Source organism: Caballeronia sordidicola, from assembly GCF_002220365.1.
GTDB lineage: Bacteria > Pseudomonadota > Gammaproteobacteria > Burkholderiales > Burkholderiaceae > Caballeronia > Caballeronia sordidicola_C.
In genome coordinates, this window is record NZ_MTHB01000052.1 from 1 (window position 1) to 13,981 (window position 13,981).

A 13,981-nucleotide genomic window follows, 5' to 3' on the forward strand; every position below is an offset into this window, starting at 1 on the left:
CACGGTCTTCATCCAAAAGACCCTCTATGCGACGCTCGATCGTTTGCTCAGACGGATTCACATGAACAAGTCCGAGTTGCTGCTGGTGTTGGAGCGTCCTGAGGTCCCGCTGCATACCAATGGCAGTGAGCGCGACATTCGCGATCAGGTCAAAAAACGAAAGATCAGTGGCGGCACGCGCAGCGAGCTCGGCCGACAATGCCGCGATACGTTCTCGAGTCTAAAGGCGACGTGCCGCAAGCTGAACATTTCGTTCTGGGAGTATCTGACAGACCGCATTTCTTGCAGCGATCAAATTCCCCTCCTGCCTCATCTCCTCGAACAACGCATCGCCCTCTCTGCTTGAACAGCATGCTGGCGCTCGCCCCGGGTTATTGAGAAGTTACAACCAGGTCAAACACCGCATGTGGCTCCGAGGGCATTTTCGGAATGCGATATTTCGGCAATGACGCGCCGGAGATAGTGGTCGAATACTCGTCATTATTTGCTTCGGCGCTGCTTAGCGCGGGCTTAAGAAATGTCATTGACCATTCCGATGAGAAGATTGAGTGGAGCTGCCAGGCGGGCGGTGCTTAATGCCAAGTGGCTTCGTCGCGAAGCCATGCGGTTGATTGCAACCACGTAAAGAATGTGTGCCTGAACGAGTGCTTAGGGCTGCTCATACAACCGGCCAGGGGTCAGGTAGCGGTTCAGCTAATAGCCGCTTCGCATGCCCTGATACTGTTATATGCCGCTGACTCTAATAATTGTTGACCTGTGTCATTCACACTACGTGCAGGCCTTTAATCCCTGAAACCGGCTTTGATATGTGCGCGCCTTTCGAATGCTCTTATGTCTGAGGGATATTCGCTCTGGCACCGCCTGAGTGTGGGTAGCGACGCCAGAGTGAGCAGGCGATTACATCGCAGGAATCAGCATGGGCGCATCGGTATGGTCTTCCACGCCCTTGACGCCTGGCACCTTTTCAGCGGCAATGCACATGGCGCGCGCTTGCTCGAGCGAGGTGACAACACCCCATAGATGAACCGTGCCGTCATTCACAATGACGTTCTCTGCAGCCACAGCCCAACGGTGACCGCCAAGTTCCCGGATCACGGAGTCGCGCAAGGTCTGGTCGGGGTTCGGGGTGGTCACGCCGGCTTCCTTGGGAACGCTTGCCAACGCCTTCACCAGATTCGCCCGGCTAACAATTCCGAGAAGCTCTCCGTCGTACAACACAGGAACGCGCTTGATCCGGTGCCGCTCGAGAAGATCGGCTATTTCGCTAACCGGCGTGGTCTCTTTGACGGTAATCACCTTGGGCGTCATGACGTCCTTGACCAGGCGCGCGTTCTCCTTGATATACGTTGCGGCAAGATTTTGCGTCGACGCAAAAAATTCAAGCCACCATGAACGTCGCCGGGCTTGTGTGCCGATCTCGGCTCTATGGATGAGGTCACCTTCGGTGAGCATGCCAAGCAAGCGGCCCTCATCGTCCACTACCGGCGCACCGCTGATGTGATTGTCAGCAAACAGGCATGCGGCCTCTCGCACAGTCGTGCCCGGTCCCACGGTAATGACCTTTCTGGTCATGACATCGACTGCTCGCATATTCGTCTCCTCAATGTGATCGGGCGAGCGCCTGAACAAGTGTCAAACCTCCCTTTTCAGGACTTACCTAAGCAGGACTCGCCACCAGTAAGAATGCTAGTGAAGGATCGCGCGGCGGACTTGACTCAGATCAACCGCGCCACGATCAGAAACGCATGCCTACGCCGATACCGACTACCAGGGGGTCGATCTTGAGCGACCCAAGCGACGCACCGTCGGCCGATGCGCTGGTGCGCATCCAGATCTTCTTGATGTCGAAGTTGACGAACAGATTGCGGGCGACCTGCACGTCGACCCCTGCTTGCAGCGCGGGGCCGAAGCTTGAGTTCTTGATCGATACGGGCGTATCTCCGGCGTGCAGCCCGTTGTTATAGAACAGCGTGTAGTTCACGCCCGCGCCAACGTAGGGGCGAATCTTGCCGGCCGCGTTGAAATAGTACTGAAGCAAGAGCGTGGGCGGCAGGACGTTCACGCCGCCAAGCGCCCCGGTGTTCGACGTTACCTGATGGCGCGACGTGGCAAGAATCAACTCGACGCCAATACTCTGGCGCACCATATAAACAAAATCGAGCTCGGGAACGATGGTGTTGTTGACGCCCGTCCCGATGCTTCCCAGCGTGCCGCCCGCGGAGACACTGGGCTGGATGCTGATTGCCCTGACGCGCGCAAGAATGTCGCCCTGATCGGCCCGTGCCGGCAGGCATACCGCCGATAAAGCCGCGCTCAACAGCGCCGCTGCAAATAGTGAATGCTTTCCCACGGATTTTCCCCTGTTTTTCCGGTCGCGAATGCGTTTTGCCGTATTGGTATTTTCCGAATGCAGCCGACGCTGCGCCATGATGTGAATCAGCGAACCGGCATAACGAGGGTGCGGCGTATTGCGCTTTCCGCGTGAACTGCACCGTCCGCTTCAATACCCCTAAGCCGGGCCCATTTCGTGCTGTCAAATTGGCACTTCCCCACCGTATACAATCGATCCCAGGCAAACACGCTCTCCGGGCTGCCCCACGCTTCGCGCGCGGCAGCCCGGAGAATACGAACGACCCGAGCGACACGAGCAATTCGAGCCGGAGAACCACGTGCCAAGCGACCGACACTCCCCACCTCTGCACAGCGGCACGCCATCGAGCGACGAGCTCGCCAGCAACGCATTTCCTCATGTCCCAAGCGATATCCACTTCAGGCTGCTTGTCGACGCAGTACAGGACTACGCCATCTTCATGCTTGATCCGCAGGGGCATGTCGCGAGCTGGAACCAGGGGGCGCAAAGCATCAAGGGCTACGCGGCCCGGGAAATCATCGGGCAGCACTTTTCGGTTTTCTATACGCCCGAGGATGTTGCGAGCGGCAAGCCGCGCACGGAACTGACGCTTGCCGCATCGCAAGGCCGCATTGAAGATGAAGGCTGGCGTGTGCGCCGAGACGGTTCGCGCTTTTGGGCAAACGTGACCATCACCGCGATCCGCGCGCCCGACGGTGCGCTTCGTGGCTTTGCCAAAGTGACGCGGGACATGACGGATCGCCTGCGGCTGGTCGAGCTACAGCATGCGAGCGCGTTGTCCTCGCACGTGCAGAGCGCACGCGAGGAAGAAAGAACCCGGATCGCACGCGAGCTTCACGACGACCTGGGTCAGCAACTGGTCGCACTCAAGATGGATGTCGCCTTGCTGGATCAGGCCGCGACGGAAGACGGCAAAACCGCGCGCCACACCATTGCGCAGACGGTCGCGTTGCAAGTGCAAATTGATTCGATCATCGCCTCCGCCCGGCGCATTGCGGGCGGTCTGCGTCCGCCCATGCTCGATGACCTGGGCCTGGGGGCGGCACTCGAATGGCTTGCGGCGGAATTTCGCAATCGCTACGGGCTTGCCGTCACCGTGCAGAACGCGGTGGATCAACTGGCGTTATCGCCGACGGCTGCAACCGCCATTTTTCGCATGGTGCAGGAAGCACTGACCAATGTCACGCGTCACGCTGAAGCTACCAGCGTGTGCGTTCAGATCCGCACTGTGCAAGATGAATTCCGGCTGCACATAGAGGATAACGGCAAAGGGACAACGCTCGATCGCAATCGGGGCAAGGATAGCTTCGGACTACTCGGCATGCAGGAGCGGGTCCGTCAATTACACGGACAGATAACATTCGACAGCGCACCAAGCGACGGATTTCGAATCGACATCCGTTTGCCCATCGACACTGTCAAGGCGAACCAGGCGTGCTAGCACGCCATTGCGCGCCGCCCTACAGATGAATCGTTTCGGCGCGTTTCAGGCCGATCCACACCACCCCTTCGCGCAGACCGTCGAGTACCGTCTCCCACTCGCGGGCAAAGATTTTCGAGTGCCGGAACTGATGCTTGAATTCACCCGCCGCGCCGCCATGGGCCACGTGCACTTCACAGCAAAAGCCGTTGCCGGCCGGGATGCTATTGGTGGAAACGCTCCAGCCGTCCCCTGTCACTTGACCCGTCAGTGCCATGTCATGTCTCCCTTGCTCGACGACCTGACGGCCGCTCCGTTTTACTGCGGCCACACATCAACAGCGCCGCATCCAAGCCTGCATCGGCAGAACGCCTTCAGCTTCATTACGCTTCGATAATCACCTTGAGCGCATGCGTATCGGCGGCCTGTGAAAAGGTCTCATACGCTTTCAAAACGTCGTTCAGCGCAAAGTGGTGAGTGATGAGCTTTCCCGCTTCCAGACGCCCGGAACGGACGGTCTTGAGCAGCATGGGCGTGCTCACGGTATCGACCAGTCGCGTGGTAATCGTGATGTTGCGGTCCCACAGGGCCTCCATGTGCAGATCAACCTTCACGCCGTGTACGCCCACATTCGCGATGGTGCCACCAGGTGCAATGATCGATTCGCATAGCTCGAAGCTGGCCGGCACACCCACCGCCTCGATCGCGCAGTCCACGCCAATGCCACCGGTCAGCTTCATGATTTCAGCCACCGTGTCGCCACTTGCATTGTTGACGCACGCGGTCGCGCCGAAGGTTCGCGCCACTTCCAGCCGGTTCGCATCGCGGTCGATCATGATGATCTGCGCCGGTGCATAGAACTGCGCCGTGAGCAACGCGGCGAGGCCGATGGGACCGGAGCCGACAATGGCAACGGTACTGCCCGGCTGCACTTTTCCGTTCAGCACGCCGCACTCGAAACCGGTCGGAAGGATGTCCGAGAGCATGACCAGCGCGTCTTCATCGGCACCAGCGGGAATCGGATACAAGCTCGTTTCCGCATGCGGGATACGCACATATTCGGCTTGCGTGCCGTCGATCTTGTTGCCGAGAATCCAGCCACCTGTCGTGCAATGGGAGTACATGCCGCGGCGGCAATAGTCACATTTCCCACACGATGTGATGCAGGAAATAAGCACATGATCACCGGGTTTGAACGTCGAAACCGCGGCGCCTACCTGCTCGATTACCCCAACGCCTTCATGCCCCAGGATGCGGCCCGGTTCACAGGTTGGCACGTCACCCTTCAGGATATGCAGGTCCGTCCCGCAAATGGTCGTGCGCGTGACCTTGACGATTGCATCCGTCGCCGACAGGAGCTTCGGCATTGGTCGGTCGTCGAGGGATTTACTGCCGGGTCCGTGATACACGAGCGCCTTCATCGTCAATCTCCTTTTGTCTGCACATACCTGGAAACGGGGCTTCCACGACAAAACTTTAGGCTTGGCCGACGCGGGCGCGGTTGACCTGTATCAACCGACAAGAACACCGATGCGGAAGTTTCGCCGTGACCACGACAGCGGCCGCATGCCGTTCAAGACGCGCCGGGACGCGGCTCCTTGATCTGCATCAACGGAAAAAAAACGCGAACTCATAGACTTTTTGTAAGCGTCCGTTTTGTAAGCGTCCGTTTTGTAAGCCTCCGGGATCTGGGCCAACTCCAGGGCCGATTCCGGAGCAATTCCACCCGCTCACTGCGTCCCTGACGCCAACGACCCACTAACGGAGCATCTGCGATGAGCTACAAAAGCATCGTCATTCAACTCGACATGAGCGCGCGCGCCCATCCACGCCTCGAATACGCTTTGCGTCTCGCCAGGCAATTCGACGCGCACCTGACCGGCGTGTTCTCGGCGTTCACTCCCGATCCGCGTTCTTTCTATGTCATGGCTGGAGCGGCGGACTACTACGAAGAGCACCGTAAAACCCGTCAGGAACGCCACGGCGCGCTCGAACGGATCTTTCACGCGGAATTGCTGCGCGCGGGTGTGAGGGGACAATGGGTCGATTACCCTGATTCCGCGGGCGAAGCGATTCCTCGCTACGCCCGTTACGCGGATCTGGTCGTGGCGGGGCAGGACGATCCAGACGACCCGGAATCGTTTATTGCCGATCATTTCCCCGAAACGCTCGTCATGACCGCGGGCCGCCCTGTGCTGTTCATCCCCTACACCGGCGTGTTTCCGACACTTGGCGCGAACATCATGGTTGCGTGGAACGGCAGCCGCGAGTCAGCCCGCGCTGTCCACGACGCGATGCCACTGCTGCAGCGCGCCGACAGGGTCACCGTCATCAGACTCAACGAGTCGAAAGGCGAGCCCAGTGGCAACCGCGCCAACCGCATTCCAGGTGCCGACATCGCGCTCTTGCTGGCGCGGCACGACGTCAAGGCTGAAGTGGCGGCACTCGACGGTGTCAACGACGTACCCATGGGCGACATGCTGATTTCGCGCGCGTCCGACCTGGGCGCCGACCTCGTCGTCATGGGCGCGTATGGCCACTCGCGCTGGCAGGAACTCGTGATGGGCGGTGCGACGCGCACCATGCTGGAGTCCATGCCCATACCCGTATTGATGTCGCATTGATGTTGTTTTGATGTTGCGTTGGAACCAAGGAGATTCTTCATGTATACCCGCATTCTCGTTCCTATCGACGGCAGCGAAACCTCAGCGCACGCCCTCGACGCCGCCCTGGAACTCGCTCACGAACACAATGCGGAACTCAAGCCACTTTATGTGGTGGACGTGCCGCAATTGATGTATTCAGGGCCGGCCTGCGATCCGTCGCTCGTACGCGAAGCCTTTGTCAAAGAGGGTGCGCTAGTGCTGGCCGACGCTGCCGCCAAGATGCTGCGCGCGGGAGTCAAAGGCTCGACGCTTGTCGTTGAAGTCGAGCCTTTGGGTGACGATATCGCCCAACGGATCACAGCCGCCGCGAACGATTTCAGCGCAGATCTCGTGGTCATGGGCACGCACGGGCGACGCGGCTGGAGGAGGCTCGTGCTGGGCAGCATAGCCGAGCGCTTCTTGCGGATTTCGACACGGCCCGTGCTGCTGGTGCCGCTGCATTACGCGGAAAAAAAGGACCCATGCAAAGTGAGCGCACCCGACATTGCCGACGCGCCCATATAAAAACGTCGGGACCGCCCCGATCGGTCCCGACGCCTGAGCGCCGCCGGCCGGGCCTTGAGGGAATGCGCTACCGTGAGGGAATGCGCTAAAGCGCGAGTGCCGCGTCGTGTTGATCGTCGCACTGATCGTCACGAACGGTGAGGACCGGAACATGACTCGAACGCAAAACCGTTTCCGCGACGCTGCCGATCAAATGCCGGCGCACGCCACGCGGCCCATGCGCCCCCATCACGATGAGATCCGCTTCGAATGCCTGGGCGGCCTGCATGAGGGCGCCCGGGATACTTGCGCCGTGTGCATCGATGATCTGAGTAATGCAGCGCACCCCGCCACCCGCGCACAAGTCGCGTGCGTGATCGAGTTGCCCTTGCGCGCCGGGACGGCTCCCCGCTTCTCCGATCATCCCCGGCACTTGGCGGCAAAGGTCGTGCGAGACAACGCACGCCACCATCAACATCGCATCGACGGCCTGCGCCAGCTTGAGCGCTTCTTCAAGCGCGAGGCTCGCGCTGAGGCTGCCGTCGAGCGCTACCAGAATTCGTTTGTACATGATCCGCTCTCCGGTTGTCCTTCATGCTTCAGTGTCCGCGCGCAGGCCTGCCGGTCACTTGATCCACATCAATTCACGCGGCCGGGCGTACGCCGTGCACATCACGTCCAGAGCGGCGCGGTATGATCCGCCCACCCTCAGCGGCACGCATTTCCCCTTTTCCCGGAGACATCATGTCCGCGCCACGGCGTAACACGGCATCGCAGCGCGGCGTCGGTCGACCGGCCCGCTTGACCAGCATGGTTGGCATGGCCGGCGCCCTCCTGCTCACCGCGAGCACCGCCTTCATGGCGCTCAGACGCAAGGGCACAGAGGCCGCGAAGGCGTCGGCACCGGCTTCGACACAGGCTTCGGCACGGCTTGACGAAGCGCGACTGCGCGGCATCATCCGGTCGTCGATGGAAGCGATCATTACCATCGACGAAAACCAGCGTATCGTCATGTTCAATCCGATGGCGGAACGTCTGTTCGGCTGCCCGGCGGCCGACGCGCTCGGCACCTCCCTCTCCCGCTTCGTTCCCGAGCGCTTTCGCGCCGGCCACGAAGCGCATGTGCGCCAGTTCGGCGTTACCGGCGTGTCCGACCGCCAAATGGGCGGGCGGCGCATACTGTACGGCCTGCGCGCGACTGGCGGCGAGTTCCCGTTCGAAGCATCGATTTCTCAATTCGGCGATGAAAACGGCAAGCTCTACACGGTGATGCTGCGCGACATCAGCGCGCAAGTCGACGCTGAACGCTCGCTGCAGCGCTCGCACGAGGAGCTGCGTGAGCTCTCCGCGAATTTGCTGAATATCCGCGAGGAAGAAAAGTCCCGTATTGCAAGGGAGTTGCATGACGACCTGGGCCAACAATTGACCGCGTTGAAAATGGACATATCCTCGCTCGAACTCAGCGCCGGAACCGGTGCCGACGCGCGCGCGCAATTGCGCGGCATGCAGCGTCTGATCGATGCAACCGTTGCTTCCATGCGCCGGATCGCCGCCGACTTGCGCCCCGTGATGCTCGATGACCTGGGCCTGGTCCCGGCCATCGACTGGCTGGCGATCGACTTTACGAATCGCTACGGCATTGACGTCGAGCGGCGGATCGACGCGAGGCACACCATCTTCAGCCGCGACGGCGCAACCGCCATATTCCGGATCGTGCAGGAAGCGCTGACCAACGTGGCACGCCACGCGCAAGCCACCCATGTCGATCTGGCGTTGTATCTGGAAGGTGATCGCTGCATCCTGCGCATTGCCGACGATGGCATAGGCGCACATGAGCGCGCCGACGCCGGGCGCAAGTCGTTTGGTCTTATCGGCATTCGCGAACGCGCACACGGGCTGGACGGGTCGGTCTTGATCGAGTCTGGCATCGGACAAGGGTTCGCTGTCACCGTGACATTCCCGCTGGCGGCCTTGCAACAGGACGAGCCTTTCTCCGACAATCCGGAAAACATCGAGGAAGAACCACTGCAATGACCCGAGTACTGATCGCCGATGACCACGCCCTCGTGCGCGACGGGCTACGCCATATCCTGCTCAGCGCGAACGGGCTGGAAGTCGCTGGTGAAGCCAGCGACGGCGCGACCACCATGGCAATGATCCGCGCCACTGCGGCGGACGTGCTGGTCCTCGACCTGTCGATGCCCGGCAGGAACGGCGTCGAACTGCTCAAGCTGATCAAGGACGAGAAACCGGCGCTGCGCATCCTGGTCCTGACAATGCATGCTGAACAGCAATACGCGGTGCGTGCGTTCAAGGCGGGAGCATCGGGTTATCTGACCAAGGAAAGCGCGAGCGCAGAACTGGTCACCGCGGTGAGCAAAGTCGCGGCAGGCGGCGTGTACGTGAGCCTCGCCATGGCCGAGCGGCTCGCACAAAGCCTGAACGAACCGGCCGACGACCTGCCGCACCGGCGGCTCTCCGACCGCGAATTCGAAGTATTCCGGCGGATCGCCGCGGGTGAAACGATCACGCAGATCGCCCAGGCGCTGTCGGTGAGCGCCAAGACAGTCAGCACGTACAAAACGCGCATCCTCGAAAAGATGCAGATGCCGCACGACACCGCGCTGGTCCGCTATGCCATGCGCCACAAGCTCTTCGACGACGACTGCGACGCCTGATAAATCGCCTGAAAACCCGAATACCCCCGCAAAGCGCAAGCGCCAAGCGTGTAGTCCATCCCCTACAGCCCTTCCCAAACCCCTACATCATGTCTGGCCGCTCGCCGATTTTATTTTGAGATAGCCGCGAACATACTTCGAGGCATGAACTCAAACGGTTGCGCGCCATGCTGAAGATCTTCCTCGTCGATGACTCGGGCCTTGTGCGCCGCCGCCTCTCTGCCCTGATTGGCGCGCTGGCCGGGGTGGTGATCGTGGGCGAGTCGGAAGAAGCGGACACGGCGCTGGGGTGCATCCGCATGACCCACACCGATCTCGTGATCGTTGACCCGCATCTGGCGGGTGGCAACGGCATGGAGATCGTCGAATCATTGGCGCGGGCCACGCCGCCTTTGCTGACCATGGTGTTGACCAATCATTCGGGACCCGCGTTTCGTGCTGCGTGCCAGCGCGCCGGCGCGCGCTATTTCTTCGACAAGACAGGCGAGTACGAACTGGCCCGCGACACCATCGTGCGACTGGCCAATGAGCACCGCCCCGCGCCGACACCCTGCGAGCCGGCATGACCGTCTCTCACTCGATCCGCGCCCGATCCGCACAGCACAGCACAGCAGTTCATCCATTCAATGATCTTCCGACTCTTCTGGAGACAGGCATGACCTCAGTTCTCGCTTATGAGTCCGCTTATAAGTCCGCTTGCGCGCCCACCGTTTCTTCGAAAGCAAATCCCCTCGCTTATCTGGCGCGTTCGGCCACCACGAGCCCGCCACCGTCGGGCGCCGTCGCGGGCACTAATTGCTCCGACTGTTCGTTGCACTCCATCTGCATGCCGGCTCACTTGAGCGCGACGGAGCTGGCGCGGCTCGACGCCATTGTCTGCTCCACGCGGCTTGTACGACGCGGCGAGACGCTATACCGCGCCGGCGATAAATTCAAAAGCATCTACGCCGTGCGGGTCGGATGCTTCAAGACGGTCATCACGCATCGCGACGGTCACGAGCAGGTCACCGGGTTTCACATTGCGGGCGAACCGCTCGGACTCGACGGCGTGTGCTCCGATGAACAGAATTGCGATGCGATCGCACTCGAGGACAGCAAGGTGTGTGTCATCCCGTTCGACTTGCTCGAGGACCTTTGCCACGACGTGAAGGCCATGCAGCAGCATTTGCATCGCATGATGAGCGGCGAGATCGTGCGTGAATCCGGGCTCATGATGATGCTCGGCACCATGACCGCGCAGCAGCGCGTTGCTGCGTTCCTGCTCAACTTGTCGTCGCGGATGAAAACGCGGGGCTACTCTTCCGCGGAATTTAATCTGCGGATGACGCGTGAAGAGATTGGCAGCTATCTCGGGCTGAAACTCGAGACCGTCAGCCGGATGTTCTCGAAGCTGCAGCAAGCAGGGGTGATCGATACAAACGGCAAGCAGGTTCACATTCTCGACAGCGAGAAGCTTGCCGGGGTCTGATCGAAGCGAACGGACATGCCCATAGAGTACCTGCGAGGTTTCGCGCGGCCGCAGCGCACCGACCAGAACAACCGGCGCCTTGGGCGCTGGCTTGCGTTTATCGCGGGCGCAGCAAACGCTGGCGGCTTTCTTGCCGTCGGGCAGTACACCTCGCATATGTCGGGGATCGTGTCGGCACTCGCCGATAACCTCTCCTTAGGCGACTTCGGCCTTGTCATCGCAGGACTGAGTTCACTCGCCGCATTCACGACCGGCGCTGCCACCTCCGCGATCATGATCAACTGGGGCCGGCGCCGGCGGGCACAAAGCGAATACGCGCTGCCGTTGATGCTGGAAGCCGTGCTGCTGCTCTGCTTTGGACTGCTCGGTTCGAATCTGGAAAACAACCGGTTCCTGTTCGTGCCCGCGACGGTAGGGTTGTTGTGCTACGTAATGGGCCTGCAGAACGCGATCATTACGAAGATCTCCAAAGCCGAGATCCGCACCACGCATATGACCGGCATCGTCACGGATATCGGCATCGAGATCGGCAAGCTTTTCTATTGGAATGTATCCGAGTCCGGGCCCGGCGCTGCCGCTGTCAGGGCGGACCGATCGAGGCTCCGGCTCCTGGCGTCGCTGCTCGGCATGTTTTTCATCGGCGGCCTCGCCGGTGCGCTGGGTTTCAAGTATGTGGGTTTCATATCGACCCTGCCGTTGTCCGGCATGCTGGTCGTGCTGGCAGTCGTTCCGCTGATGGACGATCTGGTCGGACAGCGTAGGTGAAACCACGGCACTGACCTGCCCGCTTGACTTGTATCAATGAGATATCCGCGAGACATCCCATAGTCGGATAAGCGCTGCGCTTTTTCGACCAGGCGCAGCCGGTGCACTTCCTGTTGCGTCATCGGGCCATCAAGAGCCCTCTATCAAAAAAACTTCCCCAAACGACGATCCCTGCTGGCTCGCCGATCTCAAGATCCATGATTCAAGCGAGGAGACCATGTCTACCATCGAATCGACCCCTCTCGTCCCTGCCCAGGACATTGCTCCGGCAGGCCGCACCGCGATTGAAAGCATGGACGCTTACCGCGCGCTCGTGGCTGAGGCCGCGCAGGATCACGAAGCGTTCTGGGCACGTCTTGCGCGCGAGCATCTGAGCTGGCGCCGTCCGTTCACGCAGATTCTCAACGACCGGGACGCGCCGTTCTACAAGTGGTTCGAAGACGGCGAATTGAATGCGTCGTACAACTGCCTTGACCGCAATCTGGCCAGCGGCAATGCGAACAAGACCGCGATCATCTTCGAGTCCGACGACGGCCAAGTCTCGACCGTCACATATCAGGCGCTGTATCACCGGGTATGCCGGCTCGCGAATGCACTGCGGGCACGCGGCGTGAAGAAAGGCGACCGCGTGGTCATCTATCTGCCGATGTCAGTCGAAGGTGTTGTCGCGATGCAGGCGTGCGCGCGCATCGGCGCACCGCATTGCGTCGTGTTCGGCGGCTTTTCCGCGAAGTCGCTGCATGAACGCATAACGAATGTTGGCGCGGTAGCAATCATTACCGCGGACGAGCAGGTTCGCGCCGGCAAGACGCTACCGCTGAAAAGCATTGTGGACGAGGCGCTTGCAATGGGCGGCACCGATGCGGTCAAGACCGTCGCCATCTATCGGCGTACGGGTGGCCGGATTCCATGGATCGGCGGCCGCGACGCATGGTTGCATGAGCTGGAGCACGCGCAGGCGGACACTTGCGAGCCCGAATGGGTGAGCGCCGAGCATCCGCTGTTCGTGTTGTATACGTCAGGGTCCACCGGCGCGCCGAAGGGTGTGCAGCACAGTACGGGAGGCTATCTGCTGTGGGCTGCGGTCACCATGAAGTGGACCTTCGACATCAAGCCTGACGATGTCTTCTGGTGTACCGCCGACATCGGCTGGATCACGGGGCATACGTACATCTGCTACGGGCCGACCGCCGTTGGCGCGACCCAGGTCATTTTCGAAGGTGTGCCCACGTACCCGAACGCCGGCCGCTTCTGGGACATGATCGAGCGCCACAAGGTGACGACTTTCTACACCGCGCCGACTGCCATCCGGTCTCTCATCAAGAGCGCTGAAGCGGATCGCGCGGTGCATCCCGCGAGTTACGACCTGAGCACGTTGCGCATCCTCGGCACGGTCGGTGAACCCATCAACCCGAGCGCCTGGAACTGGTACTCGGAGCATGTTGGCGGTGGCAGATGTCCCGTGCTCGACACGTTCTGGCAGACGGAAACGGGCGGTCACATGATCACGCCGTTGCCGGGCGTTACCCCGCTCGTTGCCGGTTCCTGCACGCTGCCGTTGCCCGGTATAGATGCCGCTATCGTCGATGAAACCGGCAACGAGGTCCCGAATGGGCAAGGCGGCGTGCTGGTCATCAGAAAGCCCTGGCCGTCGATGATCCGCACCGTCTGGGGCAACCCGGAGCGCTTTCGCAAAGGCTACTACCCTGATGAACTGGGAGGCACCCTGTATCTCGCCGGAGATGGCGCGATTCGCGACGCGGACACGGGTTATTTCACGATCACCGGCCGCGTTGACGATGTGCTCAATGTATCGGGTCATCGCATGGGCACGATGGAAATCGAGTCGGCCCTTGCAGCATGCCCGCTGGTTGCTGAAGCGGCGGTCGTTGGCCGCCCCGATGAAACCTTCGGCGAAGCGATCGTTGCATTCGTCGTGCTGAAGGGCCCACGGCCCACCGGTACCGACGTAAAGCGCATAGCCGACGAGTTGCGAGCGTGGGTCGGCAAGGAGATCGGTCCGATTGCAAAACCAAAGGAAATCCGCTTCGGCGATGCGATGCCGAAGACGCGTTCCGGCAAGGTCGTGCGCCGTATGCTGCGCTCGGTCGCGAAGGGCGAGGCAATCTC

The 13,981-nt window shown here is 60.8% G+C and carries 14 protein-coding genes and 1 pseudogene; 10 read left to right on the forward strand and 5 right to left on the reverse strand.

Features of this window, described 5'->3' with window-relative positions; genetic code table 11:
* Positions 1–346 (forward strand): IS66 family transposase (locus tag BSU04_RS09605; RefSeq protein ID WP_218827252.1); only part of this gene is annotated, 346 nt, incomplete at its 5' end.
* Between the two features lie 551 nt (positions 347–897).
* Here BSU04_RS09605 and BSU04_RS09610 read toward each other — a convergent pair.
* Together BSU04_RS09610 and BSU04_RS09615 are read right to left on the reverse strand one after the other, a co-directional pair.
* Positions 898–1,590, reverse strand: coding sequence for a CBS domain-containing protein (locus tag BSU04_RS09610; protein ID WP_089160406.1), 693 nt, complete (start codon positions 1,588–1,590; stop codon positions 898–900).
* Between the two features lie 145 nt (positions 1,591–1,735).
* On the reverse strand, positions 1,736–2,350 hold the full coding sequence (locus BSU04_RS09615; protein ID WP_373452814.1) for an OmpW/AlkL family protein: 615 nt from the start codon (positions 2,348–2,350) through the stop codon (positions 1,736–1,738).
* 319 nt (positions 2,351–2,669) lie between these two features.
* Between BSU04_RS09615 and BSU04_RS09620 the strand changes: the two genes are divergently transcribed.
* Positions 2,670–3,812 carry a PAS domain-containing sensor histidine kinase gene (locus BSU04_RS09620; protein WP_256982372.1) on the forward strand — a complete coding sequence of 381 codons (1,143 nt, stop codon included), beginning with the start codon at positions 2,670–2,672 and terminating at the stop codon, positions 3,810–3,812.
* 19 nt (positions 3,813–3,831) lie between these two features.
* Here the strand turns inward: BSU04_RS09620 and BSU04_RS09625 are convergent, their stop codons facing one another.
* Together BSU04_RS09625 and BSU04_RS09630 are read right to left on the reverse strand one after the other, a co-directional pair.
* A complete protein-coding gene (locus BSU04_RS09625; RefSeq protein ID WP_089160408.1) occupies positions 3,832–4,068 on the reverse strand; it encodes a hypothetical protein in 237 nt (78 codons plus the stop codon).
* 106 nt (positions 4,069–4,174) lie between these two features.
* Complete coding sequence (locus BSU04_RS09630; protein WP_089160409.1) at positions 4,175–5,212, reverse strand: zinc-dependent alcohol dehydrogenase family protein; 1,038 nt, start codon at positions 5,210–5,212, stop codon at positions 4,175–4,177.
* A 354-nt stretch (positions 5,213–5,566) separates the two neighbouring features.
* Between BSU04_RS09630 and BSU04_RS09635 the strand changes: the two genes are divergently transcribed.
* Positions 5,567–6,415, forward strand: a complete 849-nt coding sequence (locus tag BSU04_RS09635; protein ID WP_089160410.1) for a universal stress protein — start codon at positions 5,567–5,569, stop codon at positions 6,413–6,415.
* A gap of 39 nt (positions 6,416–6,454) precedes the next feature.
* The gene (locus BSU04_RS09640; RefSeq protein WP_089160411.1) at positions 6,455–6,961 is read left to right on the forward strand and encodes a universal stress protein; all 507 of its coding nucleotides are present in this window, start codon (positions 6,455–6,457) and stop codon (positions 6,959–6,961) included.
* 85 nt (positions 6,962–7,046) lie between these two features.
* Here BSU04_RS09640 and BSU04_RS09645 read toward each other — a convergent pair whose 3' ends face one another.
* Positions 7,047–7,511, reverse strand: coding sequence for a universal stress protein (locus tag BSU04_RS09645; RefSeq protein ID WP_089160412.1), 465 nt, complete (start codon positions 7,509–7,511; stop codon positions 7,047–7,049).
* A gap of 359 nt (positions 7,512–7,870) precedes the next feature.
* Between BSU04_RS09645 and BSU04_RS09650 the strand changes: the two are divergent.
* The 6 genes and pseudogenes from BSU04_RS09650 to acs all read left to right on the forward strand — a co-directional run.
* Positions 7,871–8,974: pseudogene (locus BSU04_RS09650) on the forward strand (PAS domain S-box protein); the annotation flags it as partial.
* The gene (locus tag BSU04_RS09655) at positions 8,971–9,618 is read left to right on the forward strand and encodes a response regulator (protein ID WP_089160414.1); all 648 of its coding nucleotides are present in this window, start codon (positions 8,971–8,973) and stop codon (positions 9,616–9,618) included. The pseudogene BSU04_RS09650 and the gene BSU04_RS09655, both read left to right, overlap by 4 nt.
* Positions 9,619–9,785: 167 nt before the next feature.
* Entirely contained in the window at positions 9,786–10,184 is a 399-nt protein-coding gene (locus tag BSU04_RS09660; protein ID WP_089160415.1) for a response regulator, read from the forward strand.
* Positions 10,185–10,273: 89 nt separating this feature from the next.
* Positions 10,274–11,086, forward strand: coding sequence for a fumarate/nitrate reduction transcriptional regulator Fnr (gene fnr, locus BSU04_RS09665; RefSeq protein ID WP_089160416.1), 813 nt, complete (start codon positions 10,274–10,276; stop codon positions 11,084–11,086).
* A 15-nt stretch (positions 11,087–11,101) separates the two neighbouring features.
* On the forward strand, positions 11,102–11,851 hold the full coding sequence (locus BSU04_RS09670; protein WP_089160417.1) for a YoaK family protein: 750 nt from the start codon (positions 11,102–11,104) through the stop codon (positions 11,849–11,851).
* A gap of 217 nt (positions 11,852–12,068) precedes the next feature.
* Positions 12,069–13,981, forward strand: a 1,913-nt coding sequence (gene acs / locus BSU04_RS09675) for an acetate--CoA ligase (RefSeq protein WP_089160418.1), incomplete at its 3' end; no start/stop codon positions are given.